Origin of the sequence: Roseicyclus salinarum (assembly GCF_029624655.1) — a bacterium.
GTDB lineage: Bacteria > Pseudomonadota > Alphaproteobacteria > Rhodobacterales > Rhodobacteraceae > Roseibacterium > Roseibacterium salinarum.
Map to the genome: position 1 here is coordinate 19341 of NZ_JARRSA010000032.1, position 22860 is coordinate 42200.

9 protein-coding genes are annotated in these 22860 nt (G+C 70.0%); all 9 read left to right on the forward strand.

Annotated features, from left to right (window positions below; all coding sequences use genetic code 11):
- Nucleotides 1-4: 4 nt before the first annotated feature.
- On the forward strand, nucleotides 5-2107 hold the full coding sequence (gene glgX, locus P6F26_RS16605; protein ID WP_278029825.1) for a glycogen debranching protein GlgX: 2103 nt from the start codon (nucleotides 5-7) through the stop codon (nucleotides 2105-2107).
- On the forward strand, nucleotides 2097-3821 hold the full coding sequence (gene treZ, locus P6F26_RS16610) for a malto-oligosyltrehalose trehalohydrolase (RefSeq protein WP_278029826.1): 1725 nt from the start codon (nucleotides 2097-2099) through the stop codon (nucleotides 3819-3821). The genes glgX and treZ overlap by 11 nt, the downstream gene beginning before the upstream one ends.
- A complete protein-coding gene (gene treY, locus P6F26_RS16615; protein ID WP_278029827.1) occupies nucleotides 3821-6139 on the forward strand; it encodes a malto-oligosyltrehalose synthase in 2319 nt (772 codons plus the stop codon). The genes treZ and treY overlap by 1 nt, the downstream gene beginning before the upstream one ends.
- A gap of 320 nt (nucleotides 6140-6459) precedes the next feature.
- On the forward strand, nucleotides 6460-7944 hold the full coding sequence (locus tag P6F26_RS16620) for a TolC family protein (protein WP_278029828.1): 1485 nt from the start codon (nucleotides 6460-6462) through the stop codon (nucleotides 7942-7944).
- Nucleotides 7941-8846, forward strand: a complete 906-nt coding sequence (locus P6F26_RS16625; protein ID WP_278029829.1) for an efflux RND transporter periplasmic adaptor subunit — start codon at nucleotides 7941-7943, stop codon at nucleotides 8844-8846. The genes P6F26_RS16620 and P6F26_RS16625 overlap by 4 nt, the downstream gene beginning before the upstream one ends.
- A 2-nt stretch (nucleotides 8847-8848) precedes the next feature.
- Nucleotides 8849-9949, forward strand: a complete 1101-nt coding sequence (locus P6F26_RS16630) for a BamA/TamA family outer membrane protein (RefSeq protein WP_278029830.1) — start codon at nucleotides 8849-8851, stop codon at nucleotides 9947-9949.
- An 80-nt stretch (nucleotides 9950-10029) separates the two neighbouring features.
- The gene (locus P6F26_RS16635; protein WP_278029831.1) at nucleotides 10030-21759 is read left to right on the forward strand and encodes a beta strand repeat-containing protein; all 11730 of its coding nucleotides are present in this window, start codon (nucleotides 10030-10032) and stop codon (nucleotides 21757-21759) included.
- A gap of 23 nt (nucleotides 21760-21782) precedes the next feature.
- Nucleotides 21783-22082: a DUF3467 domain-containing protein gene (locus P6F26_RS16640; protein WP_278029832.1), complete on the forward strand. Its 300-nt coding sequence runs from the start codon at nucleotides 21783-21785 to the stop codon at nucleotides 22080-22082.
- Nucleotides 22083-22091: 9 nt separating this feature from the next.
- On the forward strand, nucleotides 22092-22860 hold a 769-nt coding region (locus P6F26_RS16645), incomplete at its 3' end, for a hypothetical protein (protein ID WP_278029833.1).

The following is a 22860-nucleotide window of genomic DNA, read 5'->3' on the forward strand; positions in this document are numbered from 1 at the left end:
GCGCATGGACAAGGCCGCCCCCGCAACCCTGTCGCGCCGCGTCCACGCCGGATCGGACGTCCCCCTCGGCGCAAGCTGGGACGGCTCGGGCACCAATTTCGCGCTGTTCTCGGCCCATGCCGAGCGGGTGGAGCTGTGCCTGTTCGACAACCGCGGCCGGCGCGAGCTGGAACGCATCGAGCTGCCCGAGTTCACCCATCAGGTCTGGCACGGCTACCTGCCCGACGTGCGCCCAGGCCAGCTTTACGGCTACCGCGTGCACGGGCCCTACGCACCCGAGGCGGGGCACCGCTTCAACCCCAACAAGCTGCTGCTTGACCCCTACGCGCTTCAGCATGTCGGCAACCTGCGCTGGCACGAGGCGCTATTCGGCTACAAGATCGGCAACGCCCAGGGCGACCTCAGCTTCGACCGGCGCGACTCCTCCTTCGTCATGCCGAAATGCGTCGTGGTGGACCCTGCCCATACCTGGGGCGGCGACGTCCGGCCCGACGTGCCCTTCGGGCGGACGCTGATCTACGAGGCGCATGTCGGCGGCATGACGATGGGCTGCGAGATGATCGACGAGCCGCTCCGCGGCACCTTCGAGGGCCTCGCCGATCCCCGCGTGATCGACCACCTCGTGAAGCTGGGCGTCACCGCGATCGAACTTCTGCCGGTGCAGGCCTTCTACGACGAGGGCCACCTGACCGACCGTGGGCTGGTCAACTGGTGGGGATATTCCACCATCGGCTTCTTCGCGCCCGCGCCGCGATACCTGACGCATGACGGCGGCCTGCACGAGTTCAAGCTGATGGTCCGCCGCCTGCACGAGGCGGGGATCGAGGTCATCATGGACGTGGTCTACAACCACACCGCCGAGGGCTCGGAGCTTGGCCCCACGCTGTCCTTCCGGGGCATCGACAACGCCAGCTACTACCGCCTGTCGGAGGACCCGCGCTACTACTACGACACCACGGGCTGCGGAAACTCGCTGAACCTGCGCAATTCCCGCGTGCTGCAGATGGTGATGGATTCGCTGCGCTACTGGGTCGAGGAATGTCACGTCGACGGCTTCCGCTTCGACCTCGCCACCACGCTCGGCCGCGACGGCGAGACCTATTCGGAGCACGCGATCTTCCTCGAGGCCGTGCGCCAGGACCCCGTTCTGGCGGGCGTGAAGTTGATCGCCGAGCCGTGGGATACCGGGCCCGGCGGCTACCAGCTGGGCAATTTCCCCCCCGGCTGGGCGGAATGGAACGATCGGTATCGCGACACGCTGCGCGGCTTCTGGCGCGGCGACCCGGGCGCGTTGAAGCATGTCGCAGGCGGGCTTCTGGGGTCGGCCGCGACCTTCGCCCATGACGGGCGGCGCCCGTGGGCGAGCGTGAACTTCGTGACCGCGCATGACGGTTTCACGCTGAAGGACCTCGTGTCCTACAACGACAAGCACAACGAGGCGAACCAGGAAGGCAACGCGGACGGCCATTCCCACAATCTCAGCTGGAACTGCGGGGCCGAAGGGCCGACCGACGATCCCGCGATCAACGCGCTGCGCGACCGTCAGCGGCGCAACATGATGGCGACGCTCCTGTTCAGCCAGGGCACGCCGATGATCCTGATGGGTGACGAGCGCGGGCGTACGCAGAACGGCAACAACAACTCCTACTGCCAGCCGGGCGCGATCAACTGGCAGGACTGGACCCCGCCGGACGACGAGCTGGAATTCGAGGATTTCGTGCGGCGCCTCGTCCGCCTGCGCGCCGGCCGCGGCCTGTTTCTGGCCGAGAGGTTCCTTCATGCCGGCCCCGACGCGCGGCACAACCGCTTCGCCAAGTGGCTGCGGCCCGACGGCGAGGAGATGACGGCCGAGGACTGGGACAATGGCGAAAGCCGCGCGGTCGGCCTTCTGATGCACGAGGGCACGACGTTCCTCCTGATGGCCATGAACGCCTCGGACGTGGACCTCGACTTCGCGCTACCGGGCGGCGAGGACCGGCGCTGGTCGCTTCTGGTGGACACCGCGCGCGGCATCGCCGAGGACACCGGGTGCTGGCACGTCCACGGCGGCGACACGATCCTGCCGGCCCGCTCGCTCTTGCTGCTGGAGACGGGCCTTGACCATTGAGGCGGACGCCGGCTGGGGCGCGTCGCCCGCGGGCGACGGGTGCTGGCGCTTCCGCATCTGGGCGCCTGGGGTGGAGGCGCTGACGCTGAGGCTGGCGGGCCGGGACCTCGCCATGACGCAGGAGGGCGAGGGCTGGTTCGGCGCCCGCGCCGAGGCGAGCAAGGGCATGGACTACGCCTTCGTCCTGCCGGACGGGACCGCGGTGCCCGACCCGGCCTCGCGCCAGCAGGCGGGCGACGTTCACGGCGCCTCGCGCCTCGTGGCCCCGAGGACGCCCGCGCCATGGCCCGGCCGTCCGTGGGAGGAGGCCGTGATCTACGAGCTTCACGTCGGCACCTTCACGCCGGAGGGCACCTTCCGCGCCGCGATCCCCGAACTGGACCGCCTTGCCCGGATCGGGATCACGGCGATCGAGATCATGCCCCTCGCGCGGTTCGGCGGCGACCGCGGCTGGGGCTACGACGGCGTGCTGCCCTATTGTCCGCACGAGGTCTACGGGCGCCCCGACGACCTCGCCGCGCTGATCGAGGCGGCGCACGCGCGCGGCCTGATGGTGCTGCTCGACGTGGTCTACAACCACTTCGGTCCCGACGGGAATTACCTGCCGCTCTATGCGCCGGACTTCTTCGACGCGGGCCGCCACACGCCATGGGGCGCGGGGATCGACTACACGCAGGCCCCCGTCCGGCGCTTCTTCATCGACAACGCGCTCTACTGGCTGGGCGAGTTCGGCTTCGACGGCCTGCGCCTCGACGCGATCGACCAGATCGCCGACCCCTCCGAGCCCGAGTTGCTGGTCGAACTCGCCCGCGAGGTCCGCGCCCGCCTGCCGGGGCGACGCATCCACCTCACCACGGAGGACAACCGCAACGTCACCCATCTGCACGAGCGCGAGGACGGCCGCGCCGCGCTGCACACCGCGGAATGGAACGACGACATGCACAATGCCGCCCACGTTCTGGCGACCGGCGAGCACGAGGACTACTACGCCCCCTTCGCCGACGACCCGCTCGCCCATCTGGGACGCGCGCTGTCCGAGGGGTTCGCCTTCCAGGGCGAGGGCGGGCGCGGCGAGCCTTCGGCGCACCTTCCGCCCGTCGCCTTCGTGGACTTCCTGCAGAACCACGACCAGACCGGCAACCGCGCGCTGGGGGAGCGGCTGGACGCGCTGACGGACGGCGACACGCTGTCGGCGCTGACCGCCATCCTGCTTCTGTCGCCGCATGTTCCGCTGCTGTTCATGGGCGAGGAATACGGCGAGACGCGGCCGTTCCTGTTCTTTGCACATTTCGGCGACGCGCTCGACGATGCGGTGCGCGAGGGGCGGAGGGCGGAATTCCGCGGCTTCTCCGACTTCACCGGCAAGGAAATCCCCGATCCGATCGCCAGGGAGACCTTCCTGCGCTGCAAGCTCGACCCCGCGCGCCGCGACAGCGCGGAGGGGCAGGCGCGGATGGCCGGGATCGCGACCCTTCTCGACCTGCGTCATCGCCTGCTCGTGCCGCATCTCGGCGCGGCGGGCGGGCACTGCGGGACCTGCCTCGCGGCGCGCGACGGGCGGCTCGCGGTGGACTGGCGGCTGGGCGGGGTCCGCCTGTCGCTGCGCGCGCGCTTCGGCGCGGCGGCGCTTCCGGACGGCCGGGGGCGCGAGATCCACCGCACAGGCGGCGCGCGGGCCCGCGCGGAGGCCGTGCACTACCTGGAGGCGGCGTGATGGCGATGCGCCTTCCGACGTCGTGCTACCGTCTGCAATTCCGGCAGGGCATGGACTTCGACCGCGCCGCGTCGCTCGTGCCCTACTTCGCCGATCTCGGGATCAGTCATCTCTACGCCTCGCCGCTCTTCACCGCGACGCGCGGCTCGACGCATGGCTACGACGTCATCGACCAGGGGCAGATCGACCCCGCGCTCGGCGGCCGCGCGGGGCTGGAGCGGCTGTCGAAGGCGCTGAAGGCGAAGGGGCTCGGCCTGATCCTCGACATCGTCCCGAACCACATGGCCTTCACGCCCGAGACGCCGTGGCTGCGCGACGTTCTGAGGCGCGGCGCGCAAAGCCGCTTTGCCGGGCATTTCGACCTCGACCCGCGGGCCGAGCGCATCCGCCTTCCGTGGCTTCCCGCACCCTTCGAGGAAATCCTCGAGGACGGCGGCTTCGGGTTGGACGACGACGAGGACGGGCCCGTCCTGGTATCGGGGGAACTGCGCGTGCCGCTGGCCGAGACCGCGTCGCTTGCCGCCGCGCGGTCCGACCCCGCGAAGATCCGCGCGCTCCATGCCGAGCAGCCCTGGCGGCTGGTGCACTGGCGCACCGAGAACGACGCAATCAGTCACCGGCGCTTCTTTTCGGTCACCGGCCTCGTCGGTGTGCGCGTGGAGGACGAGGCGGTCTTCGAGGACGTCCATGCACTTCTGTTCGGTCTGATCGGCGAGGGGATCGTCGACGGCATCCGCATCGACCATATCGATGGCCTTGCAGACCCGGACGCCTATCTCCACCGCCTGCGTGCGCGGGTTCCGAACACCCCTGTATGGGTTGAGAAGATCCTCTCGGGCCCCGAAACGCTGCCGCCGCAATGGCCGGTGCAGGGAACCACGGGCTATGTCGCCGCCCGCGCGCTCTGCCGCCTTCTGACCGAGGCGCACGGCCTCGAGCAGGTGGCCGAGACCTACCGCGAGACGACCGGCCGGACCGACGCGATCGACGAGGTGATCTGGCGCGCCCGGCACCAGGTGATGACCCACGACCTCGCGGCCGAACTATGGGCGCTTCAGCGCCTGTTCTCCGAGATCGCCGCCGCGGATCCCTATGGCGCCGAATTCGGGCAGGAAAGCCTCCGCGAGGCGCTTCTGGAGTTCATCGCGGCCTTCCCGCGCTACCGCACCTACATGACCGAAACCGAGATCGGCGCGGCGGACGCGGCCCTCGTGCGCAGCACGGTCGGGCGGGCTGTGCGGCGCCTGAACCAGCCCGGCGCGCTGCCCTTTCTCGGCGAGGTGCTGACCCGCCCCGAGACGGAGACCGCGCGCTTCCGTCTCAGGATGCAGCAGGTGACGGGCGCCGCCGTCGCCAAGAGCGCCGAGGACACCGCCTTCTACCGCGAGGTGCGGCTCTTGTCGGCCAACGAGGTGGGGGGCGAGCCCGACGACGACCCGCTCGGCATCGACGGCTTCCACCGCGCGATGGAGCGCCGCGCGGAGCAGATGCCGCACGGGCTGACGCTGACCTCCTCGCACGACACGAAGCGGTCCGAGGACGCGCGGATGCGCATCGCGGCCATCACCCGCGAGCCCGACGCCTTCCGCGCGTGGTTCCGCATCTGCCGCGGCTTCGCGCCGCCGCGCCTCAACCCCAATCTCGTGTGGTACATCGCCCAGACGTTTCTCGCCCTTCAGCCCGGCGACGGCGACATGGGCGAACGTCTCGCGGATCACGTGGTCAAGGCGCTCCGCGAGGCCAAGAGCGAAAGCTTCTGGACCGCCCCCGACCTCGAACTGGAGGAGGCCGCGCAGGCCTATGTGCGCCGCCTCGCCAGCCACTTCCCGCGCCACGCCCCCGAGGTCCGCGCGATCATCGACGCGGCCAGGCGGCTGACCCTGATCCAGACGGCGCTGAAGCTCACGATCCCGGGTATCCCGGACATCTACCAGGGCTGCGAGTTGCCGTATCATGCGCTCACCGATCCCGACAACCGCCGCGCCGTCGATTTCGACCTGCGGCAGAGGGCCCTCGCCGATCCGGAGGTGCTTCCGGGGGATCTGGACCGCGCCAAGCTGGAACTGACGCGCCGCCTGCTGACGCTGCGCCAGGAGGAGCCGGACCTGTTCCTGTTCGGCGGATACGAGCCCGTCTCCGCACCCCCGCGCATCTGCGCCTTCCGGCGATCCATGCCGGGCCTGAGCCTGACGGTGGCGGTCACGTCCGGCGGCGAGGGCAGCGCGCTCGAGGCGGTGCTGCCGAGGGCGCGCTGCGTCTGGCCCGATGGGGACGCGCCACGCGACTGCCCGGTGCGGATCGCCATCTCGGACGGCTGAGGCAGTCAGCCGGTTTACGAGGGTCCGGGCGCACGATGCGCACGCGTCAGCGCTTGTCGCCCCAACATGTAGACATTCCGCAACATACTTTCGACATAATCGCCGCACGCGCATTTCCCAAGTTGCGGCGCGTGATCCGGAAGGTGACTGTGTCCAAAGGGAGGAGGGACGCCTTGAAGGGCCTGCCGCCGCCCGGCAAATCCGGAGTGGCCTGATCTCGGGGGAGTGATCGTCGCGCCGGGCGTCGTGACGAGACCGCGGGCGTATCATGCGCCTGCTCCGGGCATCGCGAATGCCCCAACGCTTGAGGGACACAGACCTTGCGCAAGACCCTGACCGCTGCCGCCGGAGCGATGACGACGCTTCTTCTCGTTTCGGCCTGCGGCGACGGCGCTGCGACCCGCGCCACCCCCGAGCGGTTGAACGCGCTTCTTCAGGACGGGATCGACCCCGACCGCGCGGCGCGCGCCGACGAGCGCCTTGCCCGGCTTCTGGGCCGCGACAACGCGACGGGCGCGTTGGCGGGCCCCTATGGCGGGCAGGAGGACGGCACGGGCGCCGATCTGGGGCAGCTTCTGGTCGCCGCGCTGGAGCGCAACACCACGATCGGCGCGGCCGCGCAGGACATCAACCGCGCCGACGCCGAGCGGCTCAACGCGATCTTCGGCTACCTGCCGCAGATCAGCTTCGACGCGACCTACAGCCAGATCAACCAGCGCGTGGTCGAAAGCGACAACGCCGTCTTCCAGGAGGGCGAGGCGGAATACCCGGTGCTCGACTACCGGCTTCTCGTGAACCAGCCGCTTCTCGACCTCGGCCGCCTGTTCGGGCTTCAGGTGGCAACGAACGCGCGCAGCCTTGCCGAAGTCACCTACATCGCCACCGTGCGCGATGTGACCTTCGAGGTCACGGACGCCTATCTCGTGGCGCTTCAGGCCGACAGGCAGGCGCGTTTCCTGCGGCAGCGTCAGGAGCTTCTGGCGCGGCAGGCCGCAAGCAACGCCACGCTGCAGGAGCTGGGCCTCGGCGACATCACCGCCGAAAGCTCGGTGCGCGGCGAGGCCGCGAGCCTCGCGGCGCGCGAGGCCACCGAACTGGCGAGCGCGGCCGAGGCGCTGGGCCGGCTGAGCGGTCTGACCGGCGTGACCGTGACCGGGGTGGGCGCGACGTCGTTCCCCTCGGACGTGCGTGGCGTCGAGCGGCGCGTCTCGGCGCAGCAGGCTGTCGAGGACGGCCTCGCCAACAATCCCGCCATCGCCGCCGCGGCCCTGCGTGCGGTGGGGGGCGAACTGGACCGCAGGCGCGCGCTGGCCGAGGATTTCTCGCCCGTCGTCAGCGCCTTCGCCTCGCTGGAATACCAGGACCGGGACGCCAGCCGGTTCGGCGGCGGCTCGGTGACCGAGGACACGACGATCGGCGTTTCGCTGCGCGTGCCGCTGTTCAACGCGGCCGGCGAGGGCTACGGCAGCCGCCCCGCGCGGGTGGCGGGCAACGCGCTGGTGCTGGAATACCATGCCGCCCGCCGCGAGCTGGAAACCGAGATCGTGGCCACGCACAACCGCCTTGCCGCCCTCACGCGCGCCATTGGCGCCTCGCGCAACGCCGTCACCCAGGCCCGCCGCGGCCTGCAGGCCGAGCGCGAGCGGCTGCTGAGCGGCGAGACCGTGGACATCGCCGTGGTCGGCCGCCAGCTGCGCCTGAACGTCGTCGAGAGCGAGGTCGATTTCTACGACCTCGAATACCTGCGCGCCTGGGCGCGGCTGCAATACCTCATGGGGCGCGACCTGTCGCGCGCCGGGGGGTGAGACGTCGGGCCGGCGCGGCCGGTCTGGGCATTCTCGCGGCCTCCCTCGCGGCGGCGTCCGCCCTGGCGCAGGACGTCACCTCGCCCGGCGCGTTCGAGGCGCGCGCGGCGCAGGTCGCGGGCGCGGGCGCGGGCGGCCTTGCCGTCGCCGCCATGCGCGACACGCTCAACTGCACGATCCGCCCGTTGCGCACGGTCGAGGTGTCGTCGCTGATCAACGGCGTCGTGGCCGAGGTCATGGTGCGCCCCGGCCAGCGGGTCGCCCCCGGTGATCCGCTCGTGCGGCTCGACACCTCGCTGATGGAGGCCGACCTCGCGGTGGCCCGCGCCGTGGCCGAGGCCCGCGCTGCGCTGGACACCGCGATCATGCGCCGCGACGGCCTGTCGCGCCGGGCCGAGCGGCTGCGTGCGGGCTACGAGCGCAACGCCGTCTCCGAGGCAGATTACGAGGATGCGGAACTGGACCTCGACCTTGCCGAGGGCGCGGTCGCCGAAGAGCGGCAGCGCATCCGCCTCGCCCGGGCCGAGGCGGCGCGCATGGAGAACCAGGTCGCCAGCGCCGTCATCCGCGCGCAGGTCGGCGGGGTCGTGGGCGAGAACCTGATCGATCCGGGCGAGGGCACGCAAGGCCGCCCGATCGCGACCATCTACGACAACGATCCCTTGCGCGTGGAGGTCTACGTTCCGACCGCGCAGCTTTCGCAGGTGATGGCGGCCGAGCGCCACGCGATCGTGCTGCCCGACGGGCCGCAGGGCGCGCGCGAGCATCCCGTCCGGCTCGATTACGCCGCGCAGGTCGGCGATGTCGCGTCCAACACCATCAGCGTCTTCTTCTTTCTCGAGGCGGACGACGTGCTGGCGGGCAGCCGCTGCACCATGCCCGCGCCCCGGCAGGAGATGTGAGGATGGCGGTTCCGACCATGCCCGCGAAACGCGCCCTTGCGGCCACTGCGCTCGCCGCGCTCACCGCCCCGCAGGGCGCGACGGGCCAGACCACCGGCGAACTCGTCACGGGCGTGAGCTATTCCTCGATCCATGGCGGCACGGCCTTTGCCGACATCGTGATCGAGGACGCCTTCAACACAGGGCTCGCGCTGGACTTCCGGGCGCGCGGCGGCGAGGGCGGTCATGCGTTCAGCTTCGGCGTGGGCGACTCCGTGCAGTTGGGCGGGCGCGTTCCGGGCGACGACGCGAGCCTCTACTACCGCCTCGGCGTCTCGGCCACCGACTGGGAGGCCGACAGCTTCGCAAGCCGCAACGCCAGCCTTGCGCTCGGGATCGCCGCCGGCCTGTCCCCCACGCTGTCCTACCGGGCCGAGACCTTCTGGGACGGGGTCGAGACCGACGACCTCGACCCCGCGCTGTCGCCCCTGCTTCTGCGCGACGAGGGGCGGGCGACGGCCTACGGGATCGGCCTGTCGCTGCACCATGACGGGCGGCGGGGCGCCGGCCTTCTGGCGCCGGGGATCGAGGCGAGCGCCGGCCTGCGCTTCGCCGCCTCGCCCGACACGCGCGCGACCACGCAGGCCACGCTCGCGGCATCGGGCGTCGCGCCGCTCGGGGCGGCGGGGGGGCTACGGCTCAGCGGGTCCGCGGGCCTGATCGAGGGCCGGGCCGAGGACGGCTGGGTTCCGATCCACGACCGCGTCCTTCTCGGCGGCCCGGCGCCGCGCGGTTTCGCCTATGGCGGCATCGGCCCGCGTGACGCTGCGACCGACGACGCTCTGGGCGGCACCCGCTTCGCGCTCGCCTCGGCGGAATACCTCTTTCCGTTGCGCGGCAACCTGATCCTCGGCGTCTTCGCCGACGCGGGAAGCGTTTGGTCGCTGCCCGGCGCGGGCGGCGGTGTGGTGGGCGACGACTTCTTCATGCGCGCCAGCTATGGCCTTTCGGTCAACTGGGACCTCGATTTCGGGACGCTCAGCGTCTCGCTCGCCGACCCCGTGCGCAGCCGGTCCTTCGACGAGGAGCAGACCGTGTCGTTGAGCCTGGAGGCGTCCTTTTGAGCCGTAGCGCCATGAAATTGCCGAACGGAACGTCGAGGGTCGGCCCCCGGAAGCGTGGGGAGCGGTGAAGGGATCTGGTCATGGGCGCGCCTAGACATCCGGTGGCGAACGAGGACGGCGGCGCCGTGCAGCCCGTTCCGACCCGCATCGAGGATCGGATCCTCCCGCTCGAGCCGCGCCTGCTGCTCGACGCAAATCTCGAATGGGACCTGTCGGGCACCACGGCGCTGACCTCGGCGCTTTCGGGCGTCGCGCAGATCTTCGAGCAGCAGTTCGGCGACGTCTCCGCCTTCCTCGACACCTTCGGCCAGAGCGCTGACCAGGCCTTCGCGGCGGTCGAGACCGTGGTGGACACCACCGGAGCGCTGGGCACGGACGACCTGAACGCCGTCACCGAGGCCGTCTCGCGCATCAAGGAGGCGATCACCGCGCTGCGCGACGCGACCGACGGCAGCATTGCGGGTCTTCTCGACGGCACCTTCGCGGCAGATGTCGCGGCAGGTTTCAACAACCGCCTGAACACCGCCAACGGCAACACGGCAGCCGATTTCACGACCGCCGAGGTCGCCGGTCTCTACGCCTACTCGAATTTCGCCGATGGCACCGTGACGGCGGACCGCGACGCGTTCCTGACCGCGAACGCAAGCCGCCTCGGGTCCGTCGACGTGGCCACCGCCACGGGTCTCTTCGACGATGCCGTCGCAGGCGTGCTGGGTCTTCCGGGGGGCAACCTGTCGGTCGCGCTCGCCGACATCGCGCTCGACGGGCAGACCATCATCGACTTCACCCAGACGACCGCGACATCGGTCGGCGTCTCTGTCGTCGTGCCCGACACGATCGCGGATTTCGGCGAGGTGCTGCAAAAGCTCGTGCCCGGCATCTCGCTGCCCTTCGACGTGAGCGTCGGCAGCGACGGCGCGCTTCTGGGCTTCGACATCGACAGCCGCGTCGCCCTGACCGGCGACACGCTCGACGCGATCGGCGTGGACATCCACGACTTCACCTTCGCCCCGCTCCTCGAGCTTGGCGGCCCGGTGACGCTTCCGGCGGACGCATCCCTCAAGCTCGGCATCCTCGAGCTGGAGGCCACGTCGCTCGAGACCGCGCGCCTGGGGCTGTTCGTCACCCCGTCGGCGAACCTCAACCTCGGAGGAGAGGTCGCCTTCACCGGCACGCCCGGCATCACCTTCTTCGGCGACGGCGCCTCCATCGAGGTCGACGCCCGCATATGGGAGGCCGGCGCGGGCGCCTATGCCGACATCCTGGCCGACACGTCCTACGACCTCGTGACGCTCGACGCGGCGGGCACGCTGGACTTCTCCGCGACGCCGCTGACCTTCGCGACGACGCTCACGCTGTCGACGATCCTCGACACCGAGGGCGCGGCGGGGCGGATCCAGACCTTCCTCGAGAACGCCACGATCGGCTTCGACGTGGACCTGTCGGGCGCCGGCCTCGATCCCGCTCTGCAGGCGCAGCTGGAACAGGCGATCGGCACGCTCGCCGCGATGGGCACTGGCGACGTCATCCAGTTCCTCTTGGACGTGGGCGACACGGTCGCAGGCGCGCTGCGGGACGCCGCCTTCGACGTGGCGGTGCCGCTGACGGACCTGAACCTCGGTGCGGTGATGGCCGAGCTCGCAGGCTTCTTCACGGGACTGGCCGAGCGTTTCGCGATCGACAAGGCCTTGCTCGGCTTCGTCGAGGATATCGAGCGGCTGTCGTTCTCGCCGACAATCGACACGCAGACGGCGGACACGCCGACCACGGGACAGCTGGACGCGCTGGCGGGCTTCGACCGGCTGACCTTCGAGGTGTTCACCGGCACGGCCGACGCCGAGGGCAACCCGACGCCGACGGCGGTGACGGTGGACATCGCGGGAACGGACGTGGTGAACACCGCGCTCGACGCGGCGAGCCGGATGTCCGCGCTCGCGCAGCTTCTGACCGCGCAACTCGGCAGTTTCGGGCTTGCATTTTCGGTCACCGGCAGCAACGCGCTTCGCGTCACCTCGGACGTGAAGCCCCCGGTGGGATCTAACCCGCCGACCTACAACACCTTCTCGCTCACGGCGGCGCGCAAGCTCGACCAGTCGGTGGACGGAGATTTCTCGCTCGCCGATCTCGGGTTCGGGCCGGGTACGCTGACGGCGGTGAGCAGCGTCAACGCCGAGAACCGCACCGAGGCGGTCCTGAGCTTCCTCGCCGAGGCGACCTCCGGCGATCTCGGCGCCCTGCAGCTCGACGAGCTGACGGGCGTCACCTCGCTGCGCTTCTCCTTCGTGGTGGACGGGATCGCGCAATCGCTCGACGTGAAGGGGGGCGCGACCGGTTGGGCGAGCCTCGCCGCCCTCGTGACCGACTTCAACACGGCGCTCGATGCCGCCGGCATCGGGCTGACGGCGGGCATCAACGCCGCCGGGGACGGCCTTGGCTTCACGCTCGACGCGGGCGAGACGCGGGCCATCGACATCTCGACCAATGCCGGCGACCTGCTGCGCGCGCTGGACGTGGACGGCCTGATCGGCTGGGTCAACGCCGAGCTGACGAAGGTGCTGCCGGGCGCCTCGCTGGAGTTGACGGACGAGGGCGCCCTGATCTTCGGCTTCCCCGATCTCGGCGTGTCGCAGACCATCGACGAAAGCGACGGGCTGTTCTTCAACACGCAGGACCTCGGCCTGGGGATCGCGGAGAACCTGACGCTGTCCGCGGCGCTCTTTGCGTCCATCGACGCGACGTTCACGTCTGCCGCCGGCATCGACCTCGTGGGGTTCGGCGGCGATATCGTGGGCGCGAGCGGCGGCTCGGCGCTGGGCGAGAGATCGTCGCTCGGGGACACCCTGCAGGACGCGCTTCTGGACAACGTGTTCCTGACCAACCTGTCGCTCGACGCGCAGATCACCGGCGGGGCGTCCGCCATCGCGGGAACGGCCGATCTCGGCCTCGTGTCGATCGCCATCGGCACCGCCGACCCGACCGCGAACTTCCTCGTCGCCGACGCCCAGCTTCAGGCGACGCTGGTGGGCACCGACCAGGCCGGCGACTTCAACGACAGGCTGACCTTCCGCAACCTCTTCGACGCGGTCGCCGACAAGTTCGTGATGGTCGACAACGCCGTGCAGAGGATCGAGGCGCCGGGCCTGACCTCGCTTCTGGGACGCTACGACCTCACGGGCGGCATCGTGGTGGACGGCGACGGGCAGGGGCTGTCGGTAGGGCGCGCGCCGGTCGGCTCGGCGGCCGAGATCCAGGTCGTGGACGCCTTCGCATATGGCGGGTCGGACGCGCTGGCGCAGCTTCTGCTGAAGCTTGGCGACGTGAAGATCACGGTCGCGGGCATTCCGGGCATCAACGAGAACCTGATCGACGGCATCGGCATCACCGTCCTCGACCTGCGCGATATCGCCGGCACGTTCGACCTCAAGCTGCTGAGTTCCTCGCAGCAGGCGCAGGACGCCATCGACGGCCTGACCGCGCTGGGGCAGGGCGACATCCTCGATTCGCTGACCGCCATCGCCAACATGCTCGTCGTCGTGGGCGAGACGCTGTCGGACCGCCTGCCGTTCCTTGCGGACGACATCCCGCTCCTGAACTTCTCGATCCTCGACACGATCGACTTCGCCGCCGATTTCCTGGCCGCCCTGCAGGAGCTCCGCCGCGACCCGCAGGCGGCGCTGAACGTGCTGGAGGGCTATCTCGAGCAGGCTTTCGGGCCGGGCACCGTGACGCTGACATGGGACGGCGCGGCGCAGACCATCCTCTTCGACCTCGAACTGAAGTTCCTCGAGGACGCGCGCCAGGAGCTTCCGTTCCAGCTCGACCTTGCGGAAATCCTCGGCGGCGCGCTGGCGGACTACATCGGCGCGGACCTCGCCGCGACCGTCTCGGGCCTCGTTGCGGCGGGGGGGCAGGGCTCGCTGGTGTTCCAGCCGCTCCTGTCGCTGCGCTTCAGTTTCGGGATCGACCTGTCCCCCACGCTGGCCGAGCCCTCGACCCTCGCCGCCGCTGATCTCGCGCTTGCGCAGCTTGCCAGCGTGTCCTCGGTCAACTTCCGGCCGCAGGGTGGCAACGACCTGCGGATCGTGCGCACCGACGCCGAGACGGGCGCCACAACCGAGACCTTCGTCGAACTCGCCGGCCTCACCACGCTGGACGAGGTGGTGGCCGCCATCGACGCCGCCGTGCAGGCCGATCTCGGCGCCACGGTCAGCTTCTCCTACGACGCGGCGACCGGGCGCGCGACGCTCGCCGACAGCCAGAGCAGCCTGACCGACGCCACCGGCGTGCTGGCCCTGTTCGGGGCGGAAAGCGCGGCTTCCGCCGAGGTTGCGGGCGTCCAGACGCTCGACCTCGACGGCGGCTTCGCCGACTTCGCCGCCGCCCATTCCTTCACGCTCGCGATCAACGGCGAAGCGGTCGCGGTGGACATTCCCGCCGATGCGGGCCGGACCACGGCTGCGGGCTTCGCGCTGGCCGTCAACGAGCTGTTGAAAACGATCTCGATCGGGCGCGACGCGATTTCCGCCACGGCCGCCCCGCTTCTGGACATCGCGCTTTCCCAGCTTCTGAGGATGACCGAGGACGGCGGCACGCTGTCGCTGGAGGCCACGAATTTCGCCGAGGCCAACGGCTACGGCGCGATCTCCTTCGAGGTCTCGGCGCAGGACACGGCGCGCGAGATCGAGTTCCGCATCGAGGAGCTCGGCGGCTCGAACCTCGGCCGTGCGCTGGGCCTGGCGGCGGACGGCTCGGTCGTGACCGGCGACGTGGTGGGCGAGGTCCTGTTCGAGAGCGTGACCCTCGGCGCGCCGCGCGTCTACCTCGACACGGCGCAGACGGGCATCGTGGCCGAGTTCACCGCCGGCATCGCCGAGGGGCTGAACGTCGAGCTCGGGCTCGGGCCGCTCAAGATAAACGTCGTGAACGGCAAGGCGCTGGTGAATGCGGGCGACGGCTCGGGCGACGCGGCGTTCCTGAGCTTCACGATAAACGACATCGACGGCGACGCGAACGCGGGCCAGTACGACCTGAAGCACATCTTCGACATCGCCAGCGACCCGTCCGCCAGCTTCATCGACCTCTTCGGCTTCGACGCGCAGATCGGCATCGACGTGCTGCTGCCGCTGAGCGACAGCCTCGGCCTGTTCGACCCGGCGACCGACAGCCTCAGCTGGCAGACCGTCCTTCTTGGCGTGAAGCCGGGCGCAAGCTGGGCCGACCTCGCTTCGTCCAGCCTCGACGCGGTGTTCGAGGGCGATCTCGTGTCGCTCTACCTCGGCGACGGGATCGACCTGTCGAATTTCCGCTTCACGCTGCCCGACCTGAGCGACTTCCTGTCGAACCTCAATGTCCTGTCGCTGCTGAACGACCCCCGGCTCGTCCTCGAGGGCATCGATGCGATCCTGAAGCAGATGCAGAAGGTGTTCGACGACTTCCTCGGCGACATCAACCTGCCCGTGGTGGGCGACGCGATCGGCGCGGGCGTCACCTTCTTCGACGACTTCCGCTACCGGATCATCGAGCCTGCGCTCGCCTATGCCTCGACGCCGCTGCCCGACGGGTCGCTGCCGACGACGGTGGACCTGCTGACGGGCTTCATCAACGACCAGCTCAACAGCCTGTTCGGGACGAACGGCGTCACCTACCTGCAGGCCTATCTCGACACCTCGGGCTCGACCGAGGAAAGCTACGTCTACGGCGTCCTGAACTTCAACGGCATCATCTTCGACGAGATGATGGACATCGACTTCGACTTCGGGATCCCCGGCTTCAACCTCGAGGTCGAGAAGGGCAGCAAGATCCGGATGGCGCTGAACTACGCCATCAACATCGGCTTTGGCTACGACCGCAACGGCTTCTTCCTGCTCAACGACACCGACGACGCGGAGGCGGGCATCGAGTTCATCGTCGATGCAGGCACCTTCGAAGGCTCGATGAGCGTGTTCAACGTCCTCGGCATCGACGCCAAGGCGGTCACGCTGGGCAGCGACGGCCTGATCGACCCCAACGCCGGCGGGACCGCGCAGCTGACGGCGGCGCTGACGGCCGACCTGTTCGGCGACACCGGCCTGACCATCGTGAACGGCACGCCGCCGCCCGGCGGGTCCTACGTCACCTCGACCGAGGCCTACCGCAACTTCGACCAGGTGACGCCGCGCGACGGGCTGGGCCGCGTCCTCGACTTCGAGAAGGTAGTCTACGCCGCGCAGATCGACACCGCGAAGCTGATCGAGTTCGGTTTCTCGGCCGAGATCGATCTGCAGATCGGGCTGACGGGCAACATCCTCGATCCCACGACCGGCCTCCCGATCGAGATCGGCGGCGTGCAGGCGATCCCTTCCGTCGCGGCCGAGGTGGTCATCAAGGGCGGATACTCCACCGCCGCCGGGCTCGGGCTGACCGAGCTTGCCTTCAAGAACGTCCGCCTCGACGCGAGCGTGCTCTACGACGCGATCATCGCGCCGGTCCTAGAGCCGATCATGCAGTTCGTCGATCCGCTGGCGGACTTCTTCGCGTTCCTCAACGCCGATCCGGTCAAGATCGTGATCGACCTGCTCGGCAACGTGTTCCCGATCCTCAGGATCGCCTCGACGGTCATCGAGATCGGCGCGGCCGTGACCTCGTTCGTGCAGACCCTTGCCGATACCGGAGGCTGGGTCCTGTTCGGCGACTTCGACTTCACCGGCTCGGCGGGCAACGTCAGTTCGGGCGAGACGCGCATCTCGGACGTCGACCGCCGCGACATCGCGCGGAGCGGCACGACCACGGCAGCCTCGGCGGGCGCGCAATTCGGCGTCTTCGGCAATGCGCAGAACGGATTGTCGATCGAGATCCCGCTGTTGCGCGATCCGTTCTCGGCGATGGACATCCTTCTGGGCAACTACGAGGACGTCGACCTCATCGTCGCCAACTTCACACTGTTCAACATCAACACCGGCGTGATCGACATCGGCGACGAGGTGCTGCGCAGCTTCGGCGCGCCGGGCTGGGTGCGAAGCATCATCAGTTCGGTCTTCCAGGCCACGATCGAGCTGCGGCTGATCGCGAAGTTCACCGCGGGCTACGACCTCAGCGGCATCGTCAACTTCGTCAACACGCTCGATCCTGAACGCCTGCTCGACGGGGTGTTCATCGACGCCGCGCCCGGCGCGCTGGTGGACGTCTACATCGGCGCGAGCTTCCGGCTGAACCTCGGGATCGCGGGCGTCAACGCCGCGGGCTACGCGGGCGTGACGCTGACGTTCAACGACCCCAACGGCGACGGCAAGCTGCGCATCCCCGAACTGATCGCCGTTGCCGAGGCCGCCTACGAGGCGGCGCAGAGCAACCCGATCGACGCGCTGGGATACATCTTCGCGGGCACCGCCGAATACGGCTTCTTCCTACGGGTCTGGGTCGGCATCAGCCTTCCCTGGCCGCTGCCCGACATCAAGTGGTCCACGACCGTCTTCAACATCAGCGACAGCATCTCGTTCGGCGGCAACCCGATCCCAGCGCGCATCGGCGCGGACGCGGACGGCGGCACGGTCGTCCTGAACATCGGCGCGCGCGCGGGCGCCAACATGACCAGCCTCGACGAGGATGGCGACGACAGCGTGACCATCAGCGGCACCAACGCCACCGGCTACAACGTGCAGGCCGCCAGCGACGGCAAGTCCATTTCGGGAACCCTTGCCGCTGGCGCGGGGGCGGTCGTCATCCCGGCGGGCGAAGGCAACAACGTGGTGAACCTCGGCGCGATGAACTCGGCGCCGACCGTCACCTACCTCGGGTCGGGCCGCGACGTGATCACGCTGCCGCGCACCGGCGTCCACGTCGTCTTCGCCGGAACCGGCGACGACGAGATCAAGGCCGCCACCGGAGCCACGGGCACCTACATCGTCTTCGGCGAAGCGGGAACCGACAGCGTCGAGATCGACGGCGGCAACGTCATCTACTTCGGCGACGACGATTTCCGCGCCCGCGACCGGTTCCAGTCCGCCTTCGCCAGCGGCGGCATCACCGAGGAGGCGATCCGCGCCTTCTTCGGGCTGAACGCGGACGGGACGCTCACCGCGGCCGGGACGGGCAACTTCGACACCGGCAGCCGCACGGTGAACCTTGCCGGACTGGCAGACATCTACACCGCGCTCACGCAGCTGAACGCCGACAGCGACGACGAGACCGTCACGGTCGGGCAGGGCAACCACGCCATCTTCACCGGAAGCGGCGACGACGTGATCACGGCGTCGCTGGGCGGCGGCGGCGAGGTGAGGATCTTCTCGGGCGACGGGTCGGACACGATCACGGCGGGCGGCGCGGACGCCTTCATCGAGGCGGGCGCGGACCGCGACCTCGTCATCGTGAGCGCCGCGGTCTCCGAGGTCTGGGGCTGGGGCAAGGCGGCTGGCGAAAGCGGCCTCGCCGCGGCGGACGCAGCGACCAACGCGCTCGCGCAGCGCGACGATTCCGACGTGCTGATCGGCGGAGCGGGCAACGACAGCCTCTATGGCCAGATCGGCAACGAGATCCTGCAGGGCGGGCTCGGCGACGACCTTCTGCGCGGCGGCATCGGCGACGACATCGCCGTGGGCGGCATCATCGACATGGCCTTCGCGGGCGGCGCCCCGATCGACATCACGACCTTCGATCTGGACAGCCAGCTGCAACAGGGCATCTCGATCGCGGTCGAGAACCTCGCGGACGGCGACGACGATCTCGCGGGGTTCACCGGCGAGGACATCCTGATCGGCGGCGGCGGCAGCGACACGATCGTCGGCGGCGAGGCGAACGACATCCTGCTCGGCGATTTCGGGACGGTGACGCTGTCGGCGAACCTGATCGCGGAATCGGTGGAGACCGCTTTCGCCACCAGCGCCTTTTCCGGCACGGACGTGCTGGACGGCGGGCAGGGCAACGACATCCTCGTGGCGGGCGCGGCCGCGCCGGGCGAAAGCGAGACGCTGGTCGACCGCTTCGGCGACAACATCTTCATCGGCGACTTCGGCAGGGCCGAGGGCGCTCAGGTGCTGACGGCGGCGACGCTCGTGACCAGCTTCGCCTCGACGGCGGGCGGCGCGGACAGCGTGATCGCAGGGCGCGGCAACGACCTGATCCTCGGCGGCGAGGGCGCGGACTCGATCGACGGCGGGCTCGGCGGTGACCTCATCATCGCCGACAACGGCACGCTCGACATCACGGCGGGCACGGTGACGGGCTTCGCTCTGGCCACCGACGGCGGCGACGTCATCACCGTGGGCACGGACGATCCGGGCTTCTACGGCACCGACAGTCCCGATGACCTGAAGGACGTGATCATCGGCGGCCTCGGCGACGACACCGTGAACGCGCAGGACGGTGGGGTCGCCTTCATCGGCGATGCGGGCGTCATCGCGCTGAACCCCGTCGGCCTCTCGGCGCTGCGCACCTACGCGCCGCCACCCGCAGGCGCCTCGCAGGAGCAGATCGACGCGGACACGCGCGCGCGCAACCTCATCGACACGCTGGCCGAAAGCCTCACGAGCACCGCCAACGGCACGGACGGCGCGGACAGCGTCAGCACCACCGGCGGCGATGCCGCGCTGGTGCTCGGCGGCGGGGCGGACGTGGCGATGCTGGGCGACGGGCTGGCCTACGTCCTGTCCGACGACGGCACGCTCAGCGTCACGCCGAACGACGACTACTCGGGCCGTGAGGTCGTCCTGAGAAGCGCCGAGAGCCTTCAGGCCGGCAACGACGACACCGTGAGCATCGGCGACGGCCTCGGCCTCGTGGTCGCGGGCGAGGGGGCGGATTCCGTGACCATGGGCCTCGGCGCGCATCTCGTGCTGGGCGACGACGGGGAGATCGTGCGCGACGACCGCAGCGGCGCGCTGAACATCTCGCTCCAGAGCGATCACACCGACGAGGACGGCGACGACGTCGTCACGCTCGGGGCTGGCGCGAACACCGTCATCCTTGGCGGCGGCGCGGACAGCCTCGTGGCGGGCGACGGCGGGAACCTCGTGCTCGGCGACAGCGGCGAGGTCTCGATCGACCCGACCCGCACCACGGCCGGGACGCGCGACCCCGCGGAGGGCGGCGGCGACACCATCTCCACGGGCCTTGGCGACGACGTCATCCTTGCGGGCGGCGGGTCGGACAGCATCGTGACCGGCGCGGGCTCCAACATCGTGCTCGGCGACAGCGGCACCTACGAGAAGGACGTCGCGGCGGGCACGGTTACCTTCGCCTCGACCGCCCCGGCCACCGGCGGCGACGACACGATCGAGGGCGGCACGGGCCGTGACGCGATTGTCGCGGGCGCGGGCGCGGACATCGTCATCGGCGGCGCGGGCGCCAACAGCGTCATCGGCGACAACGGCACCATGCTGCTCGACCTCGCCACGCACGCGCTGCGCAGCCTGCAGACGACCGATTTCGCGGATGGCGGCGACGACACGATCACGACGCTTGGCGGCAACGACGTGGTGGCGGGCGGCGCGGGCGGCGACAGCCTCGACACCGGGGCCGGGCGCGACGTGATCCTCGGCGACAACGGCGGTCTGACGGCGGCCGCGGGCGCGGTGGACGGCACCGTGACGAGCGAGACGCTCGATTTCGGCGGCGACGACAGCATCCTCGCGGGCGAGGGCAACGACATCGTCATCGCGGGCCTCGGCAACGACACCGTCGCGGTCGGGCAGGGCGACGACGTGGGTCTCGGCGACGATGGAACCGTGACCTTCCGCAACGCCACCGACGTGGAGACGATCGTGCTGACCAATCCCGACCGGGGCGGCGACGACAGCGTGACGGCCGAGGGCGCTTCGGGCGACAACGTCCTGATCGGCCAGAAGGGCGACGACACCCTGCGCGGCGGCACGGGCGACGACATCCTCGCGGGCGACCTCGTCGAGATCGAGGTCCTGAGCTTCGCGGGCGTGCAGCCGGGGCAATCGCTCGTGGACCGGCTGGCGCGGCTGGAGGGCGTTCGCATCGATATCGGCGGCGCGGACCTGATCCTCGGCGGCGCGGGCCGCGACCTGATCTGGGGCGGCTTCGGCGCCGACGAGCTTTTCGGCGGCGAGGGGCAGGACATGATCATCGGCGACACGGCCTTGCTGGAGCGGACGCTCAGCTACCGGTCGGGCCTCGTGATGATCGAGGGGATCGCGGTCGAGACGAACTTCCCCTTCGAGGAAGGCGGCAACGACGACCTGCACGGCAACGGCGGGGCCGACATCATGATCGGCAACCTCGGCCCGGACACGTTCTTCGGCAACACCAAGGACGACCTGCTTTATTCGGACGGCTACGCGGGCACCTTCGAGGCGCGGTGGGGGCCGGACCGGTTCACCGGACCGACGGCCGAATTGAAGCTCCTGACCTCGAACTTCGCGGGACCGGGGGCCATCGACGTGGTCTCGGCCGCGCAGCAGGACGACGCGATCGGCAGCCCGCTCGACTTCACTGGAGAGCTCGACTGGATCCTCGGCGAGATCGGCGAAACCGAGCGGCCGGAGCTGTTCTCGAAGCAGTTCACGCCCGAAGGCACCGCGACGCCCGGCGAGGACCTCGGCGCGCTGGTGGACGCGATCCTCGACTACCTGTCCTCCGAGGCGATCCTCGCGGCGCTGGCCGAACTGATCGCGAACGGGGTCGATCCCGACCTCATCCGCGCGGCGCTGATCGCCACGCTGGTGGACCGTTTCGCGCTGGCATGGACCGGGGACATGGTGGCGTTCGACCGCGCATTGAACCAGATGGTCGATTTCATCCTGGCACGGGTTGATCTGCAGGCCTCGAACGGGGACATGATGGGCGAACCGGTGGCGCTGGCCGCGGAATGACCACGACAAGGGAGACTGAGCAGATGAGCGACAAGGTCGAGGGCGCGCCGCAGGCGCTCGGGGGCGTCAACATCAACTGGGATGACGCCGACATGACGAGCACCTATGCCAACATCGGCACGGCGACCGCGAACCGCGAGGAGTTCTTCCTGCTGTTCGGCACGCACCAGCACTGGCGCGGCACGGTACAGGAGAAGACGTCGCTCGACGTGACGCTGTCGCAGCGCATCGTCATGAGCCCCTTCGCGGCCAAGCGCCTCGCCGTGATCCTGACGCAGTCCATCAAGGCCTACGAAGACCAGTTCGGCAAGATCGAGGTCTGACGAGAGGCGATGCTCCAGCATCTGCGCACGGTTCTCCGTCTCGGCCCCGGCGAGGCGCAGCCTTTGCTGTTGTTCGGTGACGCGGCCGGCGCCGAAGCGCTGTCCGCGCTGTCGGCGATGCGCGGCGACCGCCCCAACGCGCGGAAGCTCGGCGGCGCGCTTCTGGTGGTGGCTCCGGCCGCGCCCGACATCTGGACGGGGTGGATCTTCGCGCAGCTTCCGGCGGTGACGGACTTGCCGGACCTGATCTCGCGGGTCGCCGGCCTGTCGCGGGTGATGGTCGCCACGGAAGGGGCCGCGCCCTCGGCCGCCGCGTCGCCCGAGACCGCCGATGCCGTGGCGTTCCTCGCCGGGCGCTTCGCCACCGCGGGCCGTCTGCGGCGCCGCGGCGTCCTGCAGACGATGGCTGACGCCATCCCCGAAGCGGGGCTCGCCGCGGGGGGCGCGGCGTTCCCCGTCTCGGCGCGGCGTTCGGGGCGGCCCTCGGTTTCCGACCGCGACCTCGAGACGGCGACCGACGAGATCCGGGCGCTGGCCGAACGCCTGAGGCGCTCGGGCGGGACGCGGCTTGCCGCGCGCGCCGACGACCTGCGCGAGGACGGCCTCGACGCCGCGCTGGTGCTCAAGAGCGTCGGCCGGGAGGCGATGATCCTAGATGTGCCTCCAGCGGGCGAGGCGGGGCTCGGCCTCGTGCTTTACGATCCCGCCCCGGGGGCCGACGCAGCGATCGCGCCCCTGCGCGATCTCGGCCATCTCGCGATGCGCCGCCGCCGAGGCA